Origin of the sequence: Kribbella sindirgiensis (assembly GCF_004331435.1) — a bacterium.
GTDB lineage: Bacteria > Actinomycetota > Actinomycetes > Propionibacteriales > Kribbellaceae > Kribbella > Kribbella sindirgiensis.
On record NZ_SJKA01000032.1, the window covers coordinates 1 to 23,948 of the forward strand.

Here is a 23,948-nt window from a genome sequence, read left to right on the forward strand (position 1 = left end):
CGACGGCATGGCCGGACTCTGGGTCGTCCACACCGCCGACAAAATCCAGCAAATGTGGATCGTCATCCAAGCCATGGCCGACCTCGCCAAACGCCCCACCCCAACCCCCACCGAGACCACCGAGACCACCGGCAAGAGCATCCCCTTCGACACCGCCGGCACCGTCCCGACAGCACCCGCGAACGGAACCCCCACGAACGACCCGGCCACCACGAAGCCTGCTGAGAAGCCGGACGAGCCACCGGCTGAGCCGGACCAACGGATCAGGGACGAGCTGGTCGGGAACGAGCCGGCCAAGGACAAGCGGACCGCTGAGCAGCGGCGGGCCGACGTCGTGGCCGACGTGTTCGACCACATGCTGCACAACGGCCTCGACTGGCTCGGCCGCCGCCTGCCCGACCGGCACCGACGACGACCCCACATCGAAGTCCTCATCCCGATCACCACCCTCCTCGGGATGGACGACGACCCCTGCGAGCTGAGCGGATACGGACCTGTTCCGGCGGAAATGGCACGCCAGATCGCGCGTGACGGCACCTGGCGACGACTCCTCACCGACCCGACCAACGGCACCGTCCTCGAAGCATCCACCCACCGCCACGACCCCGGCGCCGTAGTCAGCGAAACCCTGCTCGCACGCCACCCCGTCTGCGCCTGGCCCGGCTGCAACCGCACCTCACGCGAATGCGACCGCGACCACGCCACACCCTTCGCGCAATCCGGCGAGACAAGCCTCGCCGGGCTGGTGCCGTACTGCGAGTACCACCACGTCATCAAGGACACCAAGGCCTGGGGATGGTCAACCACTGCCCACGCCGACGGCTCGGTCACCCTGACCGCGCCCACCGGCCACCGCTACACCACCGTCCCACCGGCCCGTGGCCCCATCATCAAATGCCCCAACCGGCCACCGCCGGACGATCCGCCGCCATTCTGACTTCTCCGCATCTACTGTGTTCCGGCGGCGGTGTTCTGGACTTCGATGCTCGATGCGTTGACTGTCCGATCGGCGGTAACCTGGCACCCGTGATCACGCCGCTCGACCTGACCGACCGCGCTCTCGCGGCGCGAGTGCTGACGATCCAGCACGCGGCGTACGCCGTGGAGGCCGAGCTGATCGGCTTCGACGGGATCCCGCCGCTCCAGGAAGACCTCGACGGCCTGATGTCCTCGACCGAACTCTGGCTCGGCCGGTACGACGGCCCGCTGCTCGTCGGCGCGATCGCGTACGAACTGTCCGCGGACTCGGTGGAGATCAGCCGCCTGATCGTCGACCCCGCGCACGCCCGTCGTGGCCACGGCCGAGCCCTCCTCGACCATCTCGACCGGATCGCACCGCGACCGGTCAGCCTGGTCTCCACGGGCTCGGCCAACCTTCCGGCCGTCAACCTCTACAAGTCCCGCGGTTACGCCCCGGTGGGCGAGGTGGAAGTTGCCCCCGGCATCCAGATTACCCAGTTCCGCAGGTCCGGCTCAGCACAGCGCTGAGCCGGACCTGCAACCAGGCTCAGTCGGCGGACAGTGACAGCGCGACCCAGCTGATCGCCGGAAGCGTCATCGTCAAAAGGCCGTCGACGAGCTGTGCGTCGGCCTGTTGTGGGGTAACGCGGTCAGGCTGCTCGGCGCTGTTCGTGGCCAGTCCGTCCGCGTCATGGACGATGACGGCCTCGTCGATGGTCGACGCCCCGCTCCGGCTGACGTCGATCGTGACCTCGATCGGGCCCTCGGTCGACCGGTTGACCGCGAACACCGCGAGCTTGCCGTCGTCGTAGGTCGCGACCGCGTCGACGGCGGAGACCTCGCCGAACTTGGCCGTCGTGACCGTGGGGGAGTCGGTCTCGACCCGCAGGACCTGGCCGGCCGCGAGCCGGGACGTGATCGCGAACGGGTGGAACGTCGGCTGCCGCCAGGCGGCGCCGCCGGGCTCGGTCATGATCGGCGCGATCACGTTCGCGAGCTGCGCGAGACAGGCCACGCCGACCCGGTCGCTGTGCCGCAGCAACGAGATCAGCAGGTTGCCGACCACCACCGCGTCGGTGACGTTGTACTCGTCCTCGATCCGGCGCGGCGCCACCTCCCACCGGTCGCCCGGTCCGTCGGTGCGGCGGGAGCGCTCGCCGTACCAGACGTTCCACTCGTCGAACGAGATGCCGATCTTCTTGCTGCTCTTGAGTTCCGCGCCGACATGGTCGGCGGTCGCCACCACGGACTCGATGAAGTGGTCCATGTCCACCGCGGACGCGAGGAACGACGCGGTGTCGCCGTCGTCGTTGCCGTAGTAGGCGTGGCACGAGATGTACTCGACGAACTCGTACGTCTCCCGCAGCACGTCCCGTTCCCAGGTCCCGAACAGCGGCATCTTCGACGACGACGAGCCGCACGCGACCAGTTGCAGGTCCCGGTCGATCATCCGCATCGCCCGCGCGGTCTCCGCCGCGAGCCGCCCGTACTCCGTCGGCGTCTTGTGGCCCACCTGCCACGGGCCGTCCAGCTCGTTGCCGAGACACCACAACTTGATCCCGTACGGCGACGCGCCGTGCTGCTCGCGCAGGTCGGAAAGCGTCGTACCGCCCGGATGGTTCGTGTACTCGAGCAGGTCGAGCGCCTCCTGGACGCCACGCGTCCCGAGGTTGATCGCCATCATCGGCTCGACGCCGGCCTTCGCGCACCAGCGGCTGAACTCGTCCAGCCCGAACTCGTTCGTCTCGACACTGTGCCAGGCGAGGTCGAGACGGCGCGGCCGGTCCTCGCGCGGGCCGACGCCGTCCTCCCAGCGGTAGCCGGAAACGAAGTTTCCGCCCGGGTAACGGACCACGGAAACACCCAGCTCACGGGTCAGTTCCAGGACGTCCTTGCGGAAACCGTCCTCGTCGGCGGTGGCATGGCCGGGCTCGTAGATGCCGGTGTAGACGCACCGGCCCATGTGCTCGACGAAGGTTCCGAAGGTCCGGCGGTTCACAGGCGCGATCGTGAACGCCGGATCGATGGTCAAAGTGGCAGCGGGCACCAGGTTGCTCCTGTCTTGGTGTTCAAAAGCAGTGTCTAGCCCTTGATCCCCGCGTCACCCACACCGCGGACGACGTGGCGCTGGAACAAGGCGTAGACGATCAGCAAGGGAAGGCCACCCAGGACGGCCGAGGCCATGATCTGGGCGTAGCGCAGGCCGTACGAGCCCTGCACGTTGGCCAGGCCGACCGGAATCGTCATCATTGACGGGTCGGTGGTCACGATGAAGGGCCAGAGGAAGTTGTTCCAGGCCCCGATGAAGGTGAAGATGCCGACGGCGACCAGGATCGGTCGCGACATCGGGACCATCACGCTCCAGACGATCCGCCAGCGGGACGCGCCGTCGACCCGGGCGGCGTCCTCGTAGTCGCGGGAGATGCCGTCGAAGAACTTCTTCAGGACGAACACCATCACCGGCGCGACCACCTGCGGCAGCACCATGCCCCAGTACGTGTCGACCAGGCCGAGCCCGGTCATCTCCTGGAACAACGGCACGATCAGCACCTGCGGCGGTACCAGGATGCCGGCGATGATGAGTCCGAACAGCACCTTGCGCCCCGGGAACTTGGTCCGGGAGAAGCCGTACGCCGCCAGCACCGACACGATCAGCGTCAGCGTCGTCACGAGCACCGACACGATCGTGCTGTTGAAGAACCAGCGGATCAGGTCGCCCTGGTCGATCACACTCCGGTAGGCGTCGGTGGTCGGAGACTCAGGCAGCCAGGTGATCGGGGCGCGGGTCGTCTCCGGCTCCGGCTTGAGCGACGTGTCGAGGGCCCAGAGCAACGGAACCAGCCAGATGACGGCGAGGATCACCGCCCCGACGGCGCTCGCCGTCTTCGGGAAGTTCCAGCGCGGCGGCTTTGTTGCCGCTGGCAACGTAGCGGTCGTCATTCCGCCTCCCCTCGGCCGGAGAAGAGTTTGAACTGGGCGACCGCGACGATCACGATGATCGCGAAGAACAGGTACGAGATCGCCGACGCGTAACCGATCCGGTAGCTGGTGAAGCCGGTCTCGTAGATGTACATGATGATCGGCCGGGTCGCGTGGTTCGGGCCGCCGGTCGTCATCAGGTAGATCTGGTCGAAGATCTTCAACGACGCAACGAGTTGCAGTACGACGATCAGCCCGGTCGTACGGCTCAGCAACGGCAGCGTGATCCGGAACAGTTGCTGCCGTCCGTTCGCTCCGTCGATCGCGGCCGCCTCGTACACCTGGGCCGGAATCCCTTGCAGAGCGGCCAGATAGAGCAGGAAGTTGAACCCGACCGTCCACCAGACGGTCGTGATCACCACGGCGAGCATCGCCCGGTTCTCGGTGTTCAGCCAGTCGATCTCGGTGAACCCGCCGGCCGTCAGCAGGCCGTTCACGAGGCCGAATCCGGGCTGGTAGATCCACACCCAGATCAGTGTCACGACAGTGGCCGGCAGGACGAACGGAGCGAAGTACGAGAACCGCAGGAGCCAGCCGAGCAGGCCTTTGCGGTTGGCGAGCAACGCCATCACGAGCGCGATGACCACCAGCGGCGGCGTGCTCATCGCGGTGAAGACGAGGGTGTTCTTGAGCGACGACCAGACGGCCGGGTCGCCGAACAGGTCCCGCCAGTTCTGCAGGCCGAGGAACTCCTGCTTGACGCCGGCCAGGCTGGTGTTGAAGAAGCTGTTCCACAGGCCGGAGACGATCGGCCAGAGCATGAACAGGACGAACAGCAGCAGGAACGGCGCCACGAAGAACAGCCCGCCCCAGCGTTCCTTCCAGGGCTGTCCGGTCTCCGGCTTCGCCGTGGTCGACGGCGTACCGGCAGTGACGCGTGGGGGTGTCTCTACGGCCATGACCGACCTCCTTAGACCGGGGACGGGGTGTCGAGGAGCTTCTGGGTGGCGGCCTTGAACTGCGCGAGCGCGTCCTTCGGCGTCGCCTGACCGGAGAAGACACCGCTGAACGCCGCGGCGGCCTCGTTCTGCAGCTGCGCACCGGATCCGCTGAACCACGCGTCCGGGTCGAACAGCACGTCCGGCGCCACGCTGCGGTACTCCGCCTGCGGCTTGAGCTTCAGGTACTCGTCGCTCTTCGCCACCGGCTGGTACGCCGGAACGTGGCCGCCGGCTGCCCATTCCGCGCTGTGCTTGAGCATCCAGGCGATGTACTCGACCGTCGCCTTCGTGTCGTCCTTGTTCCGGTTGCTCTGGTGCGGCAGCACGAACGTGTGCGCGTCACCGGCGTACTTCGGAACGTCGTACACGACCGGGAACGGCGCCATACTGAACGGCATCTTCGCGGTCTGGTACGTCGTGACTTCCCACTCACCGTTGAAACTCAGGCCGGCGTCACCGTTGGTGAACTGGGCGACCAGCGCCGAGTAGTTCGACGACCGTGGTGTGAGCCCGTCGGCAGCGAGTTTGGCCATCAGGGTCAGGGCTTCCAGCGCCTTGGCGTCGTCGAGGACGAGCCGGGTGCCGGTCTCGTCGAAGAACTTCCCTTCGAGTTGGCCGTACAGCGTCCACCAGAGCCGCCACGGGTTGGTGGTCTCGACCGACGCGCCGAACTTGCCGGTCACGTCCTTGACCGCCTTCAGCATGTCGAGGAACGCGTCGACGCCCTTGACGGTCTTGATCTTCCCGTCCGCGCCGAGCAGCCCGGCTTTCTGACAGATCTCGGTGTTGTAGTAGAGAACGAACGGATGAGTGTCCAGCGGTACGGCGTACAGCTTGCCGTCGACGACCGCGCGGTTCCAGGACGTCGGCAGGAAGTCGGACTCGGTGACGCCGGCGTCCGCCAGCAGGTCCACCGGGATCGGGTCGAGCATCGTCGTCGGGCTGAAACCCTTCAGCCGGGACAGGTGCAGGGTCGCCACCTCGGGCGCCCGGCCACCGGCCGCGGACATCGCCAGCTTGGTGTAGAACGGCGGGCCCCAGGCCAGCGTGTGCGCCTCGAACAGGACATCCGGGTGCTCGGCGACGTACTGCTGGTGGATCTGCAGGAGGCGGGCGCCGTCGCCGCCGCCGAACAGGTTCCATTCGCGGACCTTGGGCTGGGAGCGGAGGGCGCCGCACCCGGTGAGGGCGAGGGTGCCGAGCAGGCCACCAAGTACTGCTCGACGCCCCGGGCGGAACAGGGCTGGGTCAGGGGGCATCTGTCCTCCAGGCGGAAGTGGAGCACGGATTTACATCGGTGTACTACATCGGTGTAGAGAGGATGCCCGAGTGCTCGGGGACCGTCAAGGTGTCAGTTCGCGCCGAGCGTGGATTCCCTGGTGTGGAGCTCGTAGGGGGCGACGATCTCGTGGTGCTCGGAGTCGTCACCGGCCATCCGCTGGACCAGGAGCTCGACCGCGGTCCGGGCGATCTGGACGCGGTCGGGGTCGACCGTGGTCAGGGTCGGGCTGCTGTAGCTGGCCTCGTCGATGTTGTCGAAGCCGGCGACCGCCACGTCGTCCGGGATCCGCACGCCGTGCGCGGCCAGAGCCCGGATCGCGCCGAGCGCCAACGTGTCGTTGAGGGCGAAGACGGCGTCGAACCGTTCCCCGGTCGCGAGCAGCTCCGCCATCGCGTCCGCGCCGCTCGACCGATGCCACTTCCCGCCCGAGACGGCGAGCCCCTCCGGCACCTCGACGCCGTACTCCGCCAGCGTCTCGGTATAGGCGCCGTACCGGATGGCCGCGGTGCCGACGCCTTCGCGGGGCCGGATCCCGATCACCGCGATCCGCCGGCGGCCCTGGTCGAGCAGGTGCCGTACGACGGCCTTGGTGCCCGCGACGTTGTCGATCATCACGTGGTCCACCGGGCCGTGGAAGATCCGCTCGCCGAGCAGCACCATCGGCGTCTCGGTGCGCAGCAGGTCGACGTCCTCGGGGCCGAGACCGAGCGGGCTGTACAGCAGGCCGTCGACCAGGTGCCCGCGCGGCCGGGTGAGCGCGGTCAGCTCCCGTTCGCGGTCGGCGCCGGTGGTCTCGATCATCACCGTCAGGCCGTGCTCTCCGGCGGCCGCGATCGCCGCGTCGGCGAGCTCCGCGAAGTACGGGTTGCTCAGCTCCGGGACGGCCAGCCCGATCACGCCGGTCCGGCCGGACTTGAGGTTCCGGGCGGAGAAGTTCATCCGGTAGCCGAGGGCGTCGATCGCGGCGAGCACTTTGACCCGGGTCGCCTCGCGGATGTACGGGTACCCGTTCATCACGTTCGAGACCGTCTTCGGGGACACCCCGGCCTCTCGCGCGACATCGCGCATCGTCACCGCCATGGCCACAGACTAAGGGCTGTCAATTAGTAACCATCAGCTGTACCGTGATGGGCGAAAACCTTCATCTTCCGTTCCGCCCCTCGGAGGTTGCGATGGTTCGCCGATCGATCGTGCTTTGTCTTGCCCTGGCTCTGGCCGGGTTGGCGTTGCTGGTGCCGCTGCGTGATTCTCAGGCCGACGAGCTGGCCGGTCCGACCGCCGACCAGCTGCGGTCCAGAGCGGCCTGCGAGTCCCAGGTGTCGAACGGGAAGTACGCCCACGACTCCGGCGGATCCAGGACGGCCGCGGTCTGCCGGTCCGGGGACGCGGTGCACTGGACCGCCGACTTCGACATCGACTGCGACGGGCAGCGCACGACACAGTGCAACGAGAACACCGATCCGTCGTTCCAGCCGGACACCTCGTGGCACCAGTCCGACGGACGTCCACTGAACTCGGCCGGGTTGCCGTTCATCGTCGTACCGCTGCCGAGCTCGATCTGGGACTACCGTACGGCGGGCATCGGCGGCGCGACCGTTGCCGCGGTCGTGTATCAGGACAAGGTCGCGTACGCCGTCGTCGGCGACCAGGGCCCGACCGGGATCGTCGGCGAGGGCTCGTACAAACTGGCGCAGCAGCTCGGGATCAATCCGAATCCGGCGTCCGGTGGAGTAGACGGCGCGGTGGTCACCTACATCCTGTTCCCCGGCGTGACGTCCACGCCGATCGAGAACGCGGCGGACGCGGTCAGCAAGGGCGAGGCGGCCGCCCAGGCCTTCGTGAACAGCACGTCGACCTGCGCGAGCACGAACCTGGACTTCACGTCGTACCCAACAATCCAGTCCGGCTCAACCGGCCCCGCCGTACGCGCCGCCCAGTGCCTCCTTGGCGGCACCAACGAGCCGTCCGGCAACTTCGACTCCACGACGGTAGACGCCGCAAAAGCCTTCCAAACAAAGGTGGGTCTGCCGGCCGACGGCATCATCGGTGCCAAGACCTGGACGGCGTTACTCGCGGCCGGCACACAACCCACCCTCCGCCTCAACGCCACCGGCCCCGACGTCCGCCGCCTCCAACGAACCCTCACCGCCGCCCTCGCCCGAACGGTAGTCATCGACGGCCAGTTCGGGCCCCTCACCGAAGCCGCCGCCAAGGACTACCAGAGCACCCGGCAACTGGTGGTGGACGGCGTGGTCGGCCCCGTCACCTGGACAGCCCTCCAGGCAGGCAAGTAGACGATGACCCGGGCGTTCAGCGGTCGGCGAGGGGGCGCCGGCGGTGGGTGATGTCGGTGAGGGATTGGGGTTGCCAGGCGGCGTCGGCGCGGTAGACGTCGGTGCCGGGTGGGATGATTTCGTCGATTCGGTCGAGGGTCTTGTCGTCGAGGGTCAGGTCTGCGGCGGTGATCAGGCCCTCCAGTTGCTCCATCGTGCGGGGGCCGGTGATGACCGAGGTGACCGCGGGATGCGTTGTGACGAAGGCGAGTGCGAGTTCGGGCAACGTCGTACCGATGCCGTCGGCAACTTCGACCAGTTGCTCCACCGCGTCGTATTTCGCCGCGTTCGCGGGCAGTGCGGGGTCGAACCGATCCGGAGCGAGCGCGGCCCGCGCGGACAGGCCGAGCGGCTGGTTCTTGCGGACCTTCCCGGACAGGAACCCGAACGCGAGCGGGCTGTACGTCAGCACGCCCATCCCCAGCCGGCGACAGGTCGGCAGCACCGAGCGTTCGATGCCGCGAGCCATCATCGAGTACGGCGGCTGGTTCGTCCGGAATCGCCCGTACCCGCGCCGGTCGGCGACGTGGTACGCCTCGACGATGTCCTCCGCCGGGAACGCCGAGCACCCGAACGCGCGGATCTTGCCCGCACTCACCAGGTCACTGAGCACCCACAACGTCTCCTCGATGTCGGTGGTGTGGTCCGGCCGGTGGATCTGATAGAGGTCGATCCAGTCCGTGCCGAGCCGGCGCAGGCTGTCCTCGACGGCCCGGGTGATCCAGCGCCGCGAGTTCCCGCTCCGGTTCCGGCCCTCGGTGAACGGGAAGTGCACCTTGGTGGCGAGTACGACGTCGTCGCGGCGATCCCGCAGCGCCTTGCCGACGATCGTCTCGGACTCGCCCGCGGAGTACATGTCCGCGGTGTCGACGAAGTTGATCCCCTGGTCCAGCGCGGCGTGGATGATCCGGACACAGTCGTCATGATCGGGGTTTCCGACCGCACCGAACATCATCGCCCCGAGACAGTGCGTACTGACCTCGATCCCGGTCCCACCCAGCGTGCGATAGCGCATGAACATCTCCTTGGTAGTCGCTGTCCCGCACCGTAGGAGCTAGACCGCGCTCTAGGTCAAGTCCGCACCTTGAGTCCCCACCAACCAAGTTCCAGCCCGCAGAACGGTTGGTGGGGGCTCAAAGTGGGGTCCGTAAGGTGGGGGAGTGGAGATTGCGGAGCTTTGGGATCCGGAGCCCGGCTGGTTGAACACCGCGTCGTACGGGCTGCCGCCGCGGCCGGCGTGGGAGGCCTTGCAGGCCGCGCTGTCGGACTGGCGGGTCGGTGCGACGAGTTGGGAGCCGTGGGACGGGTCGACGACGCGGGCCCGGGAGTCGTTCGCGCGGCTGATCGGTGCGGATTCGGAAAACGTGTTCGTCGGCAGCACGGTGTCCGCGGCGCTGGCGCCGATCGCGGCCGCGTTGCCGGACGGTGCGAAGGTGCTGACCGACGACGTCGAGTTCACGTCCAACGTGTTCCCGTGGCAGGTGCACGCGGATCGTGGCATCGAGGTGATCGCCGTACCGGGTGACGACGTGGTCGGCCGCATCACACCGGGGATCGACCTGGTCGCGGTGAGTGCGGTGCAGTCGTCGACCGGTGCCGTCCTCGACCTGCCCGCAGTGGTTGCCGCCAGCAAGCAGATCGGCGCGCTCGTGGTGATCGACGCGACCCAGGCGGTCGGCTGGCATCCGATCACGGTCGACGGCGTCGACGCGCTGATCGCCCACAGTTACAAGTGGTTGATGGCACCGCGCGGCGCGACGCTCGGGTACCTGTCGCCGCGGTTGCAGGAGCGCTGCCGGCCGTCGGCGGCGGGCTGGTACGCCGCACGCGACATCCACGGGTCGTACTACGGGCCGGTGATGGAACTCGACCCGGGCGCGCGGAGGTTCGACCAGTCGCCGGCCTGGTTCAGCTTCGTCGGCGCGGCGCCCGCGCTCGAGCTGATCGAGGAGATCGGCGTCGAGACGATCAACCGGCACAACCTCGCGCTGGCGAACGAGTTCCGCGCCGGGCTGGGGCTCGAGCCGTCGAACAGCGCGATCGTCAGTACGCGACTGCCCGGGGCGCAGGAGGCGTTCGCGGCGGCCGGGATCCGGGCCGCCGTACGGGGCGGGAAGTTGCGCGCGTCGTTCCACATCTACTCGACCCGTGACGACGTACAGCAGGCTCTGTCCGCGCTGAAGCCTTTGATCCGAGGTTAGGGTGCGGGCATGGACGGACTGAGCATCGGGCAGGTCGCGGAGCGGACCGGGTTGAGCGTGCACGCGCTGCGGTTCTACGAGCGTGAGGGGCTGCTCGCGGACGCGGTACGGCGGGAGTCGAACGGGCGGCGCGTCTACACCGAGGACGACGTCGACTGGCTGAACATGTGCATCAAGTTCCGCTCGTCCGGGATGCCGCTGGACACCATCCGCAAGTACACGGAGCTGGTCCGGAAGGGGGCCGGCAACGAGGCGGACCGGTTGGCCCTGCTCAAGAGCCATCAGGACTATGTGCGCGCGCAGATCGAGGAACTCAACGAGTGCCTCAACGTGATCACCTGGAAGGTCGACATCTACCAGCAGCACGTAGACGCCGGCACCGCCGACTGCCTGTGGGTAGCTCCATCCACACAGACAGCCAGCGAAGCCTCCTGATTCAGGCGATCAGCAGTCGGAGACCGAGGTCTGCCGCGTCGAGGTCGACGAGTTCGTTGTTGCGCTCGGCCCACCGGCCCGACGCTAGGTCCTCGTCGAGGCGTCGTACCGCCCGCTGCTCGGCCTCCGGGCCCACTCGCGTCCACACCGACATCGCCCGCCGCACGTGCTCCTCCAGGTAGGCCTCCGGCCGCCGCCAGTACGCCTCGAACAGCCCGTCAGCGCAGTCCCAAGGCACAAGTACCGGCTCGGCGCGCGCCCCGATCGCGTCGCCCATCCCGGCGATCGAGGGGAAGCCCTCGAGAACCGACGCGAACTCCGGCAGATAGTCCCGAGTGAGCCAGAACCGGTCCTGCCACCCAGGCTCGTCGGTATCGAACGTGAAGACCACCACCCGACGAGCCACCCGGCGCATCTCACGCAGCCCCGCGATCGGGTCCGCCCAGTGATGAACGGTCGACACAGCCATCGCAACGTCGTACGAGTCGTCCTCGAACGGCAAACTCTCCGCGGCGGCAGCCACGCACGGCGCCGCGTCGGCCGGTCGCTGGCCCCGCATGACCTCCGACGGCTCGACCGCAGTCACCTCGCGGTCGGCGGGCTCGTACGATCCGGTGCCCGCTCCGACGTTCAGCACCGTCTCGGCATCCCCGAGCGCCTCCCAGATCCGCGCGGCGATCCGCGGCTCGGTACGCCGTGTCGCCGGGTACGCGCCGCCGATCACGTCGTACAGCCGCGCACCGAGTACCCCCAGCTGCTCCTCCGGTGTCACGCTCAGTCCCTTCGCCCGCGTCTCGAGTTCCCTGTCGATGGCCCGCACCATGGCGTCCGTCCGATCACGCCGCTCCACCAGCAGCCCGCGCAGCTGGCGCAGGCGCGCGACAGCATCGGTGGACGGGTCGCCGACCAGCTCGCCGACCTCCTGCAGCCCGAAGCCGAGCCGTCGATAGGCAAGGACCTCCCGCAGCCGCTCGACGTCAGCCGCCGAATAGGCCCGATAGCCGGCCGACGTCCGTGCCGACGGCCGAACGAGCCCGATCTCGTCGTAGTGGTGCAGCGTGCGGACACTCACACCGGCCAGATCGGCCACCCGCCCCACGGTCCAGTGATCGTTCACGCCACCGACTATGGAGCCTCACGCCACGTCAGGGTCAAGTGCCGACTCCATGGCGGCGAGGGTGGTGCGCATGTTCGCCGACAGCTGGTCGAGCCGGCCTTGGATGGCCTGTGGTGCCCGGTGCGAGTGCTGTACGACGTGCATCCGCATTCCGCTGTTGCCGGGCCCGTGGGTGAACGACTGACGCACGAGGGTCTCGGCGCCGCGGTCCTCCAACTCGTACTCCCAGTGCGCGAACGGGACGGACTCGTCGCCGTACACGTCCCACCCGAACCGCCTCGGCTGCTCGAGGACGGTGACCGTGCAGGTCACGTAGGTCTCCAACCCGTTCGGAAAACGGTTTCGTGCCTCGAAGCGGACGTCCTTCTCCAGCCAGGCGCCGTAGATGCACTCCGGGCTCCACTCGCCGTACCTGTCGATCGCGGTGATGCCGGACCAGACCTTGTGGATCGGCAGCTTGATCAGTACCTCGACGCCGGTGGTCGCACCGGTCACTCCGTAGTCGTTCATGACCGGTACGTCGTGTGCACCTCGGCGTCCTCGACATTGACACGTTCGGGATGGCTGTAGAGATTCAGGTTGCCGTTGCGGATGAAGCCGGCCAGGGTCAGGCCGGACTCGGCCGCGAGGTCGATGGCGAGGGAGCTGGGGGCCGAGACCGCGCCGAGGATCGGGATGCCGGCCATCACCGCCTTCTGGGCGAGCTCGAACGAGGTCCGGCCGGAGACGATCAGGATCAGGCCGCGGGCCGGGATGCGGCCGTTGAGCAGGGCCCAGCCGACGACCTTGTCGACGGCGTTGTGGCGGCCGACGTCCTCGCGAACGACGAGCAGCTCGCCGGCCGGCGTGAACAGACCGGCCGCGTGCAGTCCGCCGGTCCGGTCGAAGACCTGCTGCCTGGCGCGGAGCGCGTCGGGGAGGGTCGCGAGTACGTCGTACCTGATCGTCACGTCGTCGGCGGCCGGGGAGTGGCGCGTCTTGGTGCGGACCGCGTCGAGGGACGCCTTGCCGCAGACGCCGCAGGACGAGGTCGTGTAGAAGTTGCGTTCGACACCGGTCACGGGCGCGGGTACGCCGGGCGCGAGACCGAGGTCGAGGACGTTGTACGTGTTGCGGCCCTCGTCGTCGCGGGAGTCGCAGTACCGTGCGTCGCGGATTTCCTCGGCATTTCCGATCACGCCTTCGGTGTGCAGGAAACCGTGTGCGAGCTCGACATCGTGTCCGGGCGTCCGCATCGTCACGGCGAGCGGCTTCCCGTCGACCCGCAACTCGAGCGGCTCCTCGACCGCGATCGAGTCCGGCCTGGAGCGACTGCCGGCCGGGGTGACCCTCACCACCGGCCGCCGGGCGATCAGCCGCCCCATGGACGGGACCCGGGATCGAGAGGGAGGAGGCGGGCGGCGATGGCCTCGCTGGGGCCGGGGGCTACGACGGCGAGGGCGTCGGCGGAGGCGGGGCCGCGGAGCATTGCGGCGCCGCCGTGGCCGACTGGTACGGCGCCTTGTGGGGTGAGGCGGATCGGGACGAGCCGGGTGCTGGTGGGGTGGCAGGGGAGGCCACCGGGGACCGCGATGTTGGTGAGCTCGGGGAGCGGGAGACCGCGCATTCGGGTGATGGCTGCGACTCCGAGCGTCAGGAACGCGACTAGGGCGGCAAACGGGTTGCCCGGGAGGCCGATCACCAGGCGTCCGTCCGGTAGTTGCGCGAGCGCCTGCGGGTGGCCGGGACGGCAGGCAACCCCGTCGACGATCATCTCGGCCCCAAGCGCGTTGAGAGCCGGCCGGAGATGATCGGCCGGCCCCGAGGCAGAGGAACCGGACACGAGAATGAGATCCGCCCGGGTCTCCCGCAACGCCCCCACCAACCCCTCGAACGAATCCCCCAAATGCCGAACCGAGGTGGTGTCTGGCGTGGTGGTGTCTGGGGTGGTGGTGTCTGGGGTGGCGCCGGCTCTGGTGATCAGGCCGGGGAGCATGGGGCCGATGGCGTCGCGCACTCGGCCGGGGGACGACGGGCCCTGACGGACCAGTTCGTCGCCGGTGATGAGGGCTGCGACGGTGGGTGGCGGGATGACGGTGAGTCGGTTGAGCCCGACGGTCGCCGCGAGCCCCAGGACCGCCGGATCGATAACAACTCCAGCCGGCAACAGCTGATCCCCAGCCCGACACTCCTCACCCGCCCGCCGAATATGCCGCCCGTCCTCAGCCGGCCCCTCCAACCGCGCGCCCGTCACAATCGCGTCTTCTGAGCGGAGGATGGAGGTTGTTCCGGCGGGGACTGCTGCGCCGGTGACTATGCCGGTTGCTTCGCCGTCTGCCAGCTCGCCAGGGTCCGCGGTCCCGGCCTTCACCTGGCCGATTACGCGCCACGGGCCGGCGCCGCGCACGGCGTACCCGTCCATCGCCGCCCGATCCACCGGCGGCACCGCGACCGGCGACACCAACGGCGTGGCCAGCACACACCCGTCCGCCTCGTCCAGCCCACGCCGCACGACCGCTCCCGGTCGCGCCGCCGCGTGCGCCAACGCCCGAGCCACGTCCCACGCCATCAGATCCCGCCGCGCCCTCGCGGCACGGCCTTCAGCAGTTGTACGCCCAGGCCTGTCCTCCACAGGCCCACCCTCTCCGACCGGCCCCCACTTGTCGAACCGATCCCGCACGTCGGGTGACCCATCCGGCTTGGATGTGTCGGGTTGGGTCATGCGCGGGCCTGGAGTTGCTGGGCGGCCAGGGCCGCGGCTGGGTCGAGGTCGGTGGCGCCGGAGGCGGCGTGGGCGATCAGGGCCTGCTTCATGCGCGGGTCCCAGACGGCGTTCATGTGGTTGGCGATAGCGGTGGCGGCCTCCGCGGGTGGGCGGTGCGCGAACTGGGCCGCGATCTCGTTCGCCAACCGCACGTACGACGGTACGCCGCCGCTCATCGATTGCCGCCGGCAACGACGGGCTCACGGGCGGACTCGTCGGCGAGCGGCTCCGGGATCAGGTCGACCTGGACCGCGGTGACCTTGTACTCGGGGCAGTTGGTCGCCCAGTCGGAGTTCTCCGTGGTGACCACGTTCGCGCCGCTCACCGGATGGTGGAACGTCGTGTAGCAAACGCCCACCGGCATCCGGTCCGAGATCGTCGCGCGCAGCTCGGTCCGCCCGACCCGGCTCGACAACGCGACCGTGTCCCCGTCGGTGATGCCGCGCACCTCGGCGTCGTGCGGATGGATCTCGAGCACGTCCTCGGCATGCCACGCGACGTTCGCCGTCCGCCGGGTCTGCGCCCCGACGTTGTACTGCGACAGGATCCGCCCGGTGGTCAGGATCAACGGGAACTTCCGCGTCGACCGCTCCGACGTCGGCACGTACACGGTCTCCATGAACCGCCCCTTGCCGCGGGTGAACTCGTCCTCGTGCATGATCGGCGTCCCCGCCGGGTGCTCGACGTTGCACGGCCACTGGATCGACCCGAGCTCGTCGAGCTTGCCGAACGACACCCCCATGAACGTCGGCGTCGTCATCGCGATCTCGTCCATGATCTGCGCCGCCGAGTCGTAGTGCATCGGGTACCCCATCGCCTGCGCGATCTCGCAGATGATCTCCCACTCCTGCTTCCCGGTCCGCGGGGCCATGATCGGCCGCACCCGGTTGATCCGCCGTTCCGCGTTCGTGAAGGTGCCGTCCTTCTCCAGGAACGAGGTCCCCGGCAGCAGCACGTGCGCGAACTTCGCGGTCTCGTTGACGAACAGGTCCTGGACGACGAGCAACTCCAGCGCACCCAGCGCGGCGAACACGTGCTGCGTGTTCGGGTCGGACTGCGCGATGTCCTCGCCCTGCACGAACAGTGCCTTGAACGAGCCCTCGATCGCCGCGTCGAACATGTTCGGGATCCGCAACCCGGGCTCGTTCAGGATCGGCGTACCCCACAACTTCTCGTAGATGTCGCGGACGTCCTCGTTCGACACGTGCCGGTACCCGGGCAGTTCGTGCGGGAACGAACCCATGTCGCACGAGCCCTGCACGTTGTTCTGTCCGCGCATCGGGTTCACCCCGACGCCCGCCCGGCCGATGTTGCCGGTCGCCATCGCGAGGTTCGCCATCCCCATCACCATGGTCGAGCCCTGGCTGTGCTCGGTGACGCCGAGACCGTAGTAGATCGCCGCGTTCCCGCCGGTCGCGTACAGCCGGGCCGCTTGCCGGATCTTTTCCGCCGGTACGCCGGAAATTTCGGAAACCGCTTCCGGACTGTGTTCCGGCTGCGCGATGAACGTCTCCCAGGTCTCGAAGTCCTCGCACCGGCTCGCGACGAACTCCCGGTCCACCAGGCCTTCGGTGACCACCACGTGCGCCAGCGCGTTGATGATCGCGACGTTCGTCCCGGGCGCGAGTTCCAGGTGGTACGCCGCCTCGATGTGCGGCGACCGGACCAGGTCGATCCGCCGCGGGTCGATCACGATCAGCTGGGCGCCGGCGCGGATCCGCTGCTTCATCCGGGAGGCGAACACCGGGTGCGCGTCGGTCGGGTTCGACCCGATCACCAGGATCACGTCGGAGGAGTCGACGGAACGGAAATCCTGTGTTCCGGCGGATTCCCCGAAGGTCTGCTTCAGCCCGTACCCGGTCGGCGAGTGGCAGACCCGCGCGCAGGTGTCGACGTTGTTGTTTCCGAACACCGCGCGGACCATCTTCTGGACCGCGTACACCTCCTCGTTCGTGGTCCGCGACGAGGTGATCGCGCCGATCGAGCCCTGGCCGTGCGCGGTCTGGATCTCCCGGAGCCGGCGCGCGGTGAACGAGATCGCCTCGTCCCAGGAGACTTTCCGCCACGGTTCCGAAAGCGTGTTCCGGACCATCGGCTCCAGCACCCGGTCCGGGTGCGAGGCGTACCCGAACGCGAACCGGCCCTTCACACACGAGTGGCCCTCGTTCGCGCCGCCGTTCTTGTACGGCACCATCCGGACCAGCTCGTCGCCCCGGAGCTCGGCCTTGAACGAGCACCCGACACCGCAGTACGCGCAGGTCGTCAGTACGGTCCGGGTCGGCATCCCGAGCTCGACCACCGACTTCTCCTGCAACGTGGCGGTCGGACAGGCCTGCACACAGGCGCCGCAGGACACACAGTCCGACTCGAAGAACGACACCCCGGCACCCGCCGCGACCTTGGAATCGAACCCACGCCCCTCGATCGTCAGCGCCAGCGTTCCCTGAACCTCGTCACACGCGCGCACGCACCGCGAGCACGCGATGCACTTGGACGCCTCGAAGTCGAAGTACGGGTTGGAGGTGTCGGTCGGCAGGTCCATGTGGTTCGCGCCGGCCTCGACGCCGGAGCCGTAGCGCACCTCGCGCAGCCCGGTGACGCCGGCCATGTCCTGCAGTTCGCAGTCGCCGTTCGCCGAGCAGGTCAGGCAGTCGAGCGGATGGTCGGAGATGTACAGCTCCATCACGTCGCGGCGCAGCTTCCCGAGCCGTTCGTTCTGCGTCCGGACGACCATGCCGTCCCGGCACGGCGTCGTACACGAGGCCGGAGTACCTTTCACGCCGTCGATCTCGACCACGCACAGGCGGCACGACCCGAACGCCTCCAGGTTGTCGGTCGCACACAGCTTCGGTACGTCGACGCCCGCCTCCTTCGCCGCGCGCATCACCGACGTACCGGGTGGGACCTTCACCGGAACGCCGTCGACGGTCAGCTCGATCGTGGCCGCACCGGCGCGCGCCGGCGTACCGAAGTCAGGTTCCTTGAGCAGGCTCATGCGGTGAAGTCCTCTCCGAAATGGCGGACGGCGCTGCGTACTGGCATCGGGGTGAGGCCGCCCATGGCGCAGAGCGAGCCGTCGGTCATCAGTTCGCACAGGTCCTCGAGCAGGACCAGGTTCTGCGTGCGGTCCTCGTCGGCGACGATCCGGTCGATGGTCTCGACGCCGCGGACCGCGCCGACCCGGCACGGCGTGCACTTGCCGCACGACTCGGCCGCGCAGAACTCGAACGCGAACCGCGCCATCGCCGCCATGTCCACGGTCTCGTCGAACACCACGATCCCGCCGTGCCCGACCATCGCGCCGGCCGCGGCGAACGCCTCGTAATCCATCGGCAGGTCGAACTGCTCGACCGGGAGATAGGCGCCGAGCGGACCGCCGACCTGCACGGCCCGCACCGGCCGACCCGACGACGTACCGCCGCCGAAGTCGTTCACCAGCTCGCCGAGCGTGATCCCGAACGCGGTCTCGACGATGCCGCCGCGGGCGACGTTCCCGCCGAGCTGAAAGACGCTGGTGCCGAGTGAGCGGCCAGTTCCGTACGCCGCGTACGCCGCGGCCCCGTTCGCCAGAATCGTCGGAACGGTTGCCAAGGACAACACATTGTTGACGACGGTCGGGCGGCCGAAAAGCCCTTCCAGGGCAGGGATCGGAGGTTTCGCGCGGACCATGCCGCGTTTTCCTTCCAGGCTTTCCAGCATCGAGGTTTCTTCGCCGCAGATGTACGCACCCGCGCCGACCCGGACGTGCAGGTCGAAGCCGAACCCTGAGCCGAGAATGTCCGGCCCCAACCAGCCTTCGTCGCGCGCTCGCGCGATCGCGTCCGTGAGCGTGGCGACCGCGTCCGGGTACTCCGAGCGCAGGTACACGTAGCCTTCCGCGGCGCCGACGGCGTACGCCGCGATCGTCATGCCCTCGATCAGGGTGAAGGGGTCACCCTCGATCAGCATCCGGTCCGCGTACGTGCCGGAGTCGCCCTCGTCCGCGTTGCAGCACACGAACTTGATGTCCGCCTCGGCGCCGAGCACGGTCCGCCACTTGATCCCGGTCGGGAACCCGGCCCCGCCCCGTCCGCGCAGGCCTGAGTCCACGACGGTCTCGACCACGTCGGCCGGCGCCATCGTGAGCGCCTTGCGCAACCCACTCATACCGCCGTGGGTCTCGTAGTCCGCGGTCGACAGCGGATCGACCACACCCACCCGCTCGAACGTCAATCGCTGCTGCCGTTTCATCCACGGCAGTTCCTCCACCAACCCGAGCGAGTCACCCGCACCATCGAGCATCCCGCCCGCGATCAGCCCGTCGACCTCCTCCGGCGCGACCGGCCCGTACCCGATCCGCCCAGCCGCCGTCTCGACCTCCACCAACGGCTCCAACCACAACATCCCCCGCGACCCGGTCCGCACCACCTCCACCGCACCGGAAGCAGAGATCCGCTCCGCGACCTCATCCGCCCCGACCGAACAGGCCGCGGAGTCCCGCGGGACGAACACGCGGGTGACGTGGGAAGGCGGCTCAGGTGTCATCGGGTTTCTCCCAGCAGCGCGTCGAGGCGGGTGGGGGTTACGCGGCCGTGGAGTTTGCCGGCGACTTGGACGGCTGGGCCGAGGGCGCAGTTGCCGAAGCAGTAGATCTCTTCGAGAGTGACGCGACCGTCGTACGTCGTCTCGCCGAACCCGCACCCGATGGTGCGTCGCGCGTGCTCGGCGAGTTCGACCGCGCCGACCGAACGGCACGCCTCCGCCTGGCAGATCGCGACGGTCGTGCGGCCGGCCGCCGTACGCCGGAAGTCCTTGTAGAACGTGACGACGCCGTGCACTTCGGCGACCGCGAGGTTCAGTACGTCGGCGATCACCGCGACATCGGGCTGGTCGACGTACCCGAACTCCTCCTGCACCGCATGCAGGATCGGTATCAGCGCACCGCGAAGACCGCGCAGTTCCTCCGCGATCTCCCGCACGCGCTGGGCACGCCCGGGAACCGGGACGGGGGCGGCGGCCACGACCTCACTCGTCATGTATACAACATTCCGTCGCCAATCCATCCCGGTCAAAGCAATGCTGCCTATCAGCTGATAGACACCAGCTATCAACTACCGGGTCAGATGGTCGACCCAAGGGCGCTGTTCGACGGCAGCACGGAAGAGCTCCGCGTGGAACGCTGCGCCACGCTCGTCGCCCTGGCTGTCGTTCCAGAAGGCATTCATCAGCACCTTGAAACCGGCCCACCAGCAGACCGCCGCCTCGAGACTGCCGGCATCGCTCAGTCCAACGCCTTCGAGAAACTCCACCCATCGCCGCTGCCGGAGAAAGCCCCAGACCTGGTAGCCGACATCCCGCATCGGATCCGAAAGGTCGATGTGCTCCCAATCGATGAGGTACGGCCGGCCGGCAGCGATGACGTAGTTGTTCCAATGCGGGTCCGGGTGGATCGGACGCAGCGGGAGCCTGACGATTGCCTCGGACTGCTGTTGCCAGAGCTTGAACGCCGCTTGAAAGCTCGCTTCCTGAAGCGCCGCGGATCGGGCCGCTGGAGCGTCATCGAAGAACGTCACCGCGTCATCCACAGTCACTCGCCATCGGCCAGGGACAGTGGCGAGCATCTGCCGGAGCGGTATGTCGTCCAGATAGCACCGAACCATCTCGGCCCACTCCGCGACATGGGATCCGAACCAGTCATGATCCGGATGGGGCCCGGAGACGACCTGCTGGATCATGTACCGCACGCGCTTGTGCTCGCCTGCTGCGACGACCGGTGGAGTCACACCGAGCTCGGACAGCCGCGTCATGATGTCGAGCGGTGTGTCGACGAGCTTCACCACGACCGCATCCTGCCCCCGCTGCGCCATCCTGGTGGTGCCCAGGCTCCCCAGCGGCTCAGACACCTGCCAGCCGGAGGCGTCGAGATCCCGGCGGAGTACCTCGTGCACATAGGTTGCCGTCAGCGCCGCCATGTTGCCTTGTCTAGCAGAGCTGGTGCAGCTCGGGCGACTGGAATTGTGGGCTCCCCTGTCCGATGTGTGGGCGGCGATCAACTCGGTCCGGGATCAGGGAACAGGCAATGGTGGGTAGGCACCTGGTATTACGTGTCCTCAGTCACCATTGCCTGTTCCCGGTTGCCGCTGTCGGTCGGGTGCAGCGAGTGGTGGGTTCGGTGGCGCGGGGCCGCACATCAGTCACAAGAGCCGAATTGTGGGCCGTAGAGCGCGGCGGGGTGGTTCTCGGTGTAGGCCCAGTAGCGGTCGCCGTAGGACCAGTGCCACCACTCGGTTGGGTAGTTCACCAGGCCGGCGGCAGACAGTACGTCGGCGAGCAGTGAGCGGTTCGTGCGGGCCTCGCGGGTGATGTTGGTGGCTGCGAAGAAGCAGGCGCCGTTGCTTTGTTCGGGGGTGGCGTCGATCGGGGTGCCCAGGTCGAGGGGGCCGTTGGCGCCTATCAGCCTCAGGTCGACCGCCGCACCGGCCACATGCGGGGCGACCTCGATCGGCGAGACAAAGCGGCTGGCGAGCACGTGTACGTCGTCCACGGAGATCCCGGGATGAAGCCGCTCGAGCTCCGAGCAGTACCCGTCCCAGATTTCCTGCTGGCTCTCGACCGGCCGCAGTCCCTCGACGACCTGCAGACGGATGCCCACCGGCAAGAACGTGTCGGCCAGCGCGAGTCGGTCCGCGACGGTCTCCCGCGCGAACTGGCGGCCGGTCGTCGCCAGATCCCGCGTGTACAGGTCGACCAACCGCTCGCCGTTCTCGATTGCCGGGATGCTGGTGATGCGGTCGTCGCTCAGCAGGACGGTCATGCGCGCGCCACCGCCGTACGGATCAAGGTGTTGACGACCTCGGCGTACGACAGGCCGGCCGCGGCCCACATCCGTGGGAACTGCGATGCCGGTGTGAATCCGGGGAACGTGTTGATCTCGTTGACGACCGGCTCGCCGTCGCGCGGTACGAAGAAGTCCACCCGGGCCAACCCTTCGCAGCCGAGTACCTCGAACACATCGATCGCCGTACGCCGCAGTCGCACCGCGAGCTCTGGATCGATGCGGGCCGGTACGACGAACCGCGTGGCGCTGCTGTCGTACTTCGCGGTCGCGTTGAAGAACGGCTGCTCCGGGTCCGCGTGGATCTCCAGCGCCGGCGCGGTCTCCACCCGTCCGTCCGGGAACTCCAGTACCGCGAGGTCGATCTCGCGACCGGCCATCTCGCGCTCCACCAGGACCTGCGGACCGAACGCGGCGGCTTCCGCGATCGCGGCCAGCAGCGTCGGCAGGTTCGTCGCGCGGGTCACGCCGAAACTCGAGCCGCCGTTCGCCGGTTTCACGAACAGCGGGAAGTCCAGTCCGGCTACCTTCAGCTTCTGCAGTGCCGCTTCGGTGTCGGTCAGCTCGGCGCCGCGCAGCGTGACACCGGGAGTCACCGGGATCCCGTGGGCCTTCAGGACCGCCTTGGTCAGGCGCTTGTCGAGCCCGACCGCGCTGGCGGCGATCCCGCTGCCGACGTACGGGACGTGCAGCTGGTCGAGGAAACCCTGCAGGCTGCCGTCCTCGCCGCCCTCGCCGTGCAACGCCGGGATCGTGACATCGCACGCCTGCAGGATCTCGATCGCCTCGTGCTGCCCGTCCAACCAGTTGCCGTCAGCATCTATCACCAGCGGGATCGCCATGTGGCCGAGCAGTTCGACCGCTTTCACGATGCCCTTGCCACTGGCCAGCGAGACATCGTGCTCCGGACTCGCCCCACCCATCACCACCGCGACCTTCATCGCTCCCCCTCCTCGTACGTCCTGCGCACCCGGGAACCGATGCCGCAGTAGATCTCGTGCGGGATCGTGCCGGCCCATTCGGCCCATTCGGCGGCGGTCGGCTCGCCGTGGGAGCCGTCGCCGAAGATCGTCACCGGTTCGCCGGGCTCGACCCCGAGGTCACCGGCGTCGACGACGAACTGGTCCATCGCGATGCGTCCGATCACCGGCATCCGTACGCCGCGGCACAGCACGCTCGCCTGCCGTACGGCGGCTCGCGGGACACCGTCGGCGTACCCGATCGGAACCAGCCCGATCGTGGTGTCCCGGTCCGCCACGAAGTCGTGCCCGTACGAAACCCCTTCGCCGGCGCGGATCCGCCGTACCTGGGTCAGCTTGCTCAGCAGCCGCATCGCCGGCCGCAACCCGATCCCCAGTTCGTCGATCCCGTACAGGCCGGCGCCGATCCGGACCAGGCTCGTGTCCGGTGCGTCGAGGGTGATCGCCCCGGCCGAGTTGGCCAGGTGGACGACGCTGGGCCGCAGGCCGGCTCGGTGCGCGAGACCCACCCCGGTCCGCAGGAGCTGGAGTTGCCGCCCGCTCTGCACGGCGTCGGCGGAATCGCCGTGCGAGAGGTGCGACCAGATCCCGCGGACCGTGACGGCGCCGAGCGCCTCGTAGTGCGCCGCCGTTCGGGTGAGCTCGATCCACTGATCCGGTGCGCTGCCGGCCCGGTGCAAACCGGTGTCCAGCTTGAGGTGCACGGAGTGGACGGACGGAATGGAGACGACATGCTGCAGTTCGGCGACCGTCGAGACGCTGACGTCGACGTCCAGATCGCCGAGCAGCACGAGTTCTCCTGCGTCGTACAGCCAGGTCAGGATGGGGACGGTCAGTCCGGCCGCGCGCAACTGCAGCGCTTCGTCGGCGTGCGCGACGCCGAGCCAGGTCGCGCCGGCCTCGACAGCCGCCCGGGCCACCGGTACGGCGCCGTGCCCGAAGGCGTCGGCCTTCACGACCGCCAGAACCTGCTGCGGAACACGTTTTCTGAAGCTGCGGACGTTGTCGCGGACGGCGGACAGGTCGACGACGGCCTCCGACAGTCCGGTGATCCCACGTGCTGCCGGGCGGTGGCGGGACTGAACCAGGGTCATACCCGTCATTGTTGTTTCTGGCAACGATCGGGATCATCGGAGTGCGGACGGATGTCTGCCTACGACCCT

General features: G+C 68.4%; 23 protein-coding genes. 5 read left to right on the top strand and 18 right to left on the bottom strand.

The features are described 5' to 3' along the window. Both E0H50_RS41465 and E0H50_RS41470 read left to right on the top strand, forming a co-directional pair. The coding region (locus tag E0H50_RS41465; RefSeq protein ID WP_238151699.1) for an HNH endonuclease signature motif containing protein at positions 1–937 on the top strand (937 nt) is incomplete at its 5' end. A gap of 89 nt (positions 938–1,026) precedes the next feature. Continuing rightward, on the top strand, positions 1,027–1,488 hold the full coding sequence (locus E0H50_RS41470) for a GNAT family N-acetyltransferase (RefSeq protein WP_131296685.1): 462 nt from the start codon (positions 1,027–1,029) through the stop codon (positions 1,486–1,488). Between the two features lie 19 nt (positions 1,489–1,507). Here the strand turns inward: E0H50_RS41470 and arfA are convergent, their stop codons facing one another. From arfA to E0H50_RS41495, 5 genes are all read right to left on the bottom strand, one after another. Next, the gene (gene arfA / locus E0H50_RS41475; protein ID WP_131296687.1) at positions 1,508–3,007 is read right to left on the bottom strand and encodes an arabinosylfuranosidase ArfA; all 1,500 of its coding nucleotides are present in this window, start codon (positions 3,005–3,007) and stop codon (positions 1,508–1,510) included. 35 nt (positions 3,008–3,042) lie between these two features. Continuing rightward, a complete protein-coding gene (locus tag E0H50_RS41480) occupies positions 3,043–3,900 on the bottom strand; it encodes a carbohydrate ABC transporter permease (protein ID WP_131296689.1) in 858 nt (285 codons plus the stop codon). Further along, the gene (locus tag E0H50_RS41485) at positions 3,897–4,838 is read right to left on the bottom strand and encodes a carbohydrate ABC transporter permease (RefSeq protein WP_131296691.1); all 942 of its coding nucleotides are present in this window, start codon (positions 4,836–4,838) and stop codon (positions 3,897–3,899) included. The genes E0H50_RS41480 and E0H50_RS41485 overlap by 4 nt, the downstream gene beginning before the upstream one ends. Before the next feature lie 11 nt (positions 4,839–4,849). Continuing rightward, positions 4,850–6,139: an extracellular solute-binding protein gene (locus tag E0H50_RS41490; protein ID WP_131296693.1), complete on the bottom strand. Its 1,290-nt coding sequence runs from the start codon at positions 6,137–6,139 to the stop codon at positions 4,850–4,852. 92 nt (positions 6,140–6,231) lie between these two features. After that, positions 6,232–7,242 (bottom strand): LacI family DNA-binding transcriptional regulator, encoded by a 1,011-nt coding sequence (locus E0H50_RS41495; RefSeq protein ID WP_131296695.1) that lies wholly within the window; start codon positions 7,240–7,242, stop codon positions 6,232–6,234. A gap of 92 nt (positions 7,243–7,334) precedes the next feature. Between E0H50_RS41495 and E0H50_RS41500 the strand changes: the two genes are divergently transcribed. Then, complete coding sequence (locus E0H50_RS41500; protein ID WP_131296697.1) at positions 7,335–8,456, top strand: peptidoglycan-binding protein; 1,122 nt, start codon at positions 7,335–7,337, stop codon at positions 8,454–8,456. Positions 8,457–8,472: 16 nt separating this feature from the next. Here E0H50_RS41500 and E0H50_RS41505 read toward each other — a convergent pair whose 3' ends face one another. Beyond that, complete coding sequence (locus tag E0H50_RS41505) at positions 8,473–9,510, bottom strand: aldo/keto reductase (RefSeq protein WP_131296700.1); 1,038 nt, start codon at positions 9,508–9,510, stop codon at positions 8,473–8,475. Positions 9,511–9,655: 145 nt separating this feature from the next. On the opposite strand from E0H50_RS41505, the gene E0H50_RS41510 reads away from it, so the two are divergent. Further along, on the top strand, positions 9,656–10,696 hold the full coding sequence (locus E0H50_RS41510) for an aminotransferase class V-fold PLP-dependent enzyme (protein ID WP_131296702.1): 1,041 nt from the start codon (positions 9,656–9,658) through the stop codon (positions 10,694–10,696). A 9-nt stretch (positions 10,697–10,705) separates the two neighbouring features. Then, complete coding sequence (locus tag E0H50_RS41515; protein WP_131296704.1) at positions 10,706–11,131, top strand: MerR family transcriptional regulator; 426 nt, start codon at positions 10,706–10,708, stop codon at positions 11,129–11,131. A gap of 1 nt (position 11,132) precedes the next feature. On the opposite strand, the gene E0H50_RS41520 is transcribed toward E0H50_RS41515, so the two are convergent. The 12 genes from E0H50_RS41520 to alr form a co-directional block, all read right to left on the bottom strand. Then, entirely contained in the window at positions 11,133–12,248 is a 1,116-nt protein-coding gene (locus tag E0H50_RS41520; protein ID WP_202868570.1) for a MerR family transcriptional regulator, read from the bottom strand. 18 nt (positions 12,249–12,266) lie between these two features. Beyond that, positions 12,267–12,758: an SRPBCC family protein gene (locus tag E0H50_RS41525; RefSeq protein WP_131296706.1), complete on the bottom strand. Its 492-nt coding sequence runs from the start codon at positions 12,756–12,758 to the stop codon at positions 12,267–12,269. Further along, a complete protein-coding gene (gene fdhD, locus E0H50_RS41530) occupies positions 12,755–13,612 on the bottom strand; it encodes a formate dehydrogenase accessory sulfurtransferase FdhD (protein WP_131296708.1) in 858 nt (285 codons plus the stop codon). The genes E0H50_RS41525 and fdhD overlap by 4 nt, the downstream gene beginning before the upstream one ends. Continuing rightward, the gene (locus tag E0H50_RS41535; protein WP_202868571.1) at positions 13,600–14,796 is read right to left on the bottom strand and encodes a molybdopterin molybdotransferase MoeA; all 1,197 of its coding nucleotides are present in this window, start codon (positions 14,794–14,796) and stop codon (positions 13,600–13,602) included. Before E0H50_RS41535 ends, fdhD begins: the two co-directional genes overlap by 13 nt. A gap of 149 nt (positions 14,797–14,945) precedes the next feature. Then, positions 14,946–15,167 (bottom strand): formate dehydrogenase subunit delta, encoded by a 222-nt coding sequence (locus E0H50_RS41540; protein WP_131296713.1) that lies wholly within the window; start codon positions 15,165–15,167, stop codon positions 14,946–14,948. Further along, on the bottom strand, positions 15,164–17,986 hold the full coding sequence (gene fdhF, locus E0H50_RS41545) for a formate dehydrogenase subunit alpha (protein ID WP_131296715.1): 2,823 nt from the start codon (positions 17,984–17,986) through the stop codon (positions 15,164–15,166). The genes E0H50_RS41540 and fdhF overlap by 4 nt, the downstream gene beginning before the upstream one ends. After that, positions 17,983–19,515: a formate dehydrogenase beta subunit gene (locus tag E0H50_RS41550; protein ID WP_131296717.1), complete on the bottom strand. Its 1,533-nt coding sequence runs from the start codon at positions 19,513–19,515 to the stop codon at positions 17,983–17,985. Before E0H50_RS41550 ends, fdhF begins: the two co-directional genes overlap by 4 nt. Further along, positions 19,512–20,006 (bottom strand): NAD(P)H-dependent oxidoreductase subunit E, encoded by a 495-nt coding sequence (locus E0H50_RS41555; protein ID WP_165547478.1) that lies wholly within the window; start codon positions 20,004–20,006, stop codon positions 19,512–19,514. The genes E0H50_RS41550 and E0H50_RS41555 overlap by 4 nt, the downstream gene beginning before the upstream one ends. Before the next feature lie 75 nt (positions 20,007–20,081). Continuing rightward, the gene (locus tag E0H50_RS41560) at positions 20,082–20,942 is read right to left on the bottom strand and encodes a phosphotransferase (protein WP_131296719.1); all 861 of its coding nucleotides are present in this window, start codon (positions 20,940–20,942) and stop codon (positions 20,082–20,084) included. A 218-nt stretch (positions 20,943–21,160) separates the two neighbouring features. Continuing rightward, positions 21,161–21,784, bottom strand: coding sequence for a M15 family metallopeptidase (locus E0H50_RS41565; protein ID WP_131296721.1), 624 nt, complete (start codon positions 21,782–21,784; stop codon positions 21,161–21,163). Next, the gene (locus tag E0H50_RS41570; protein WP_165547479.1) at positions 21,781–22,746 is read right to left on the bottom strand and encodes a D-alanine--D-alanine ligase family protein; all 966 of its coding nucleotides are present in this window, start codon (positions 22,744–22,746) and stop codon (positions 21,781–21,783) included. The genes E0H50_RS41565 and E0H50_RS41570 overlap by 4 nt, the downstream gene beginning before the upstream one ends. Beyond that, entirely contained in the window at positions 22,743–23,879 is a 1,137-nt protein-coding gene (gene alr / locus E0H50_RS41575; protein ID WP_131296726.1) for an alanine racemase, read from the bottom strand. Before alr ends, E0H50_RS41570 begins: the two co-directional genes overlap by 4 nt. Positions 23,880–23,948: the final 69 nt, after the last annotated feature.

Excerpts from the sequence above, each read along its gene's own strand:
- E0H50_RS41515 (WP_131296704.1), top strand. The coding sequence starts at position 10,706 with ATGGACGGACTGAGCATCGGGCAGGTCGCGGAGCGGACCGGGTTGAGC.
- E0H50_RS41495 (WP_131296695.1), bottom strand. The coding sequence starts at position 7,242 with ATGGCGGTGACGATGCGCGATGTCGCGCGAGAGGCCGGGGTGTCCCCG.
- E0H50_RS41535 (WP_202868571.1), bottom strand. The coding sequence starts at position 14,796 with ATGGCGTGGGACGTGGCTCGGGCGTTGGCGCACGCGGCGGCGCGACCG.
- E0H50_RS41550 (WP_131296717.1), bottom strand. The coding sequence starts at position 19,515 with ATGACACCTGAGCCGCCTTCCCACGTCACCCGCGTGTTCGTCCCGCGG.
- alr (WP_131296726.1), bottom strand. The coding sequence starts at position 23,879 with ATGACCCTGGTTCAGTCCCGCCACCGCCCGGCAGCACGTGGGATCACC.
- E0H50_RS41565 (WP_131296721.1), bottom strand. The coding sequence starts at position 21,784 with ATGACCGTCCTGCTGAGCGACGACCGCATCACCAGCATCCCGGCAATC.
- E0H50_RS41570 (WP_165547479.1), bottom strand. The coding sequence starts at position 22,746 with ATGAAGGTCGCGGTGGTGATGGGTGGGGCGAGTCCGGAGCACGATGTC.
- E0H50_RS41485 (WP_131296691.1), bottom strand. The coding sequence starts at position 4,838 with ATGGCCGTAGAGACACCCCCACGCGTCACTGCCGGTACGCCGTCGACC.
- E0H50_RS41480 (WP_131296689.1), bottom strand. The coding sequence starts at position 3,900 with ATGACGACCGCTACGTTGCCAGCGGCAACAAAGCCGCCGCGCTGGAAC.
- E0H50_RS41500 (WP_131296697.1), top strand. The coding sequence starts at position 7,335 with ATGGTTCGCCGATCGATCGTGCTTTGTCTTGCCCTGGCTCTGGCCGGG.
- E0H50_RS41555 (WP_165547478.1), bottom strand. The coding sequence starts at position 20,006 with ATGACGAGTGAGGTCGTGGCCGCCGCCCCCGTCCCGGTTCCCGGGCGT.
- fdhD (WP_131296708.1), bottom strand. The coding sequence starts at position 13,612 with ATGGGGCGGCTGATCGCCCGGCGGCCGGTGGTGAGGGTCACCCCGGCC.
- fdhF (WP_131296715.1), bottom strand. The coding sequence starts at position 17,986 with ATGAGCCTGCTCAAGGAACCTGACTTCGGTACGCCGGCGCGCGCCGGT.
- E0H50_RS41525 (WP_131296706.1), bottom strand. The coding sequence starts at position 12,758 with ATGAACGACTACGGAGTGACCGGTGCGACCACCGGCGTCGAGGTACTG.
- E0H50_RS41490 (WP_131296693.1), bottom strand. The coding sequence starts at position 6,139 with ATGCCCCCTGACCCAGCCCTGTTCCGCCCGGGGCGTCGAGCAGTACTT.
- E0H50_RS41505 (WP_131296700.1), bottom strand. The coding sequence starts at position 9,510 with ATGCGCTATCGCACGCTGGGTGGGACCGGGATCGAGGTCAGTACGCAC.
- E0H50_RS41540 (WP_131296713.1), bottom strand. The coding sequence starts at position 15,167 with ATGAGCGGCGGCGTACCGTCGTACGTGCGGTTGGCGAACGAGATCGCG.
- E0H50_RS41560 (WP_131296719.1), bottom strand. The coding sequence starts at position 20,942 with ATGGCGGCGCTGACGGCAACCTATGTGCACGAGGTACTCCGCCGGGAT.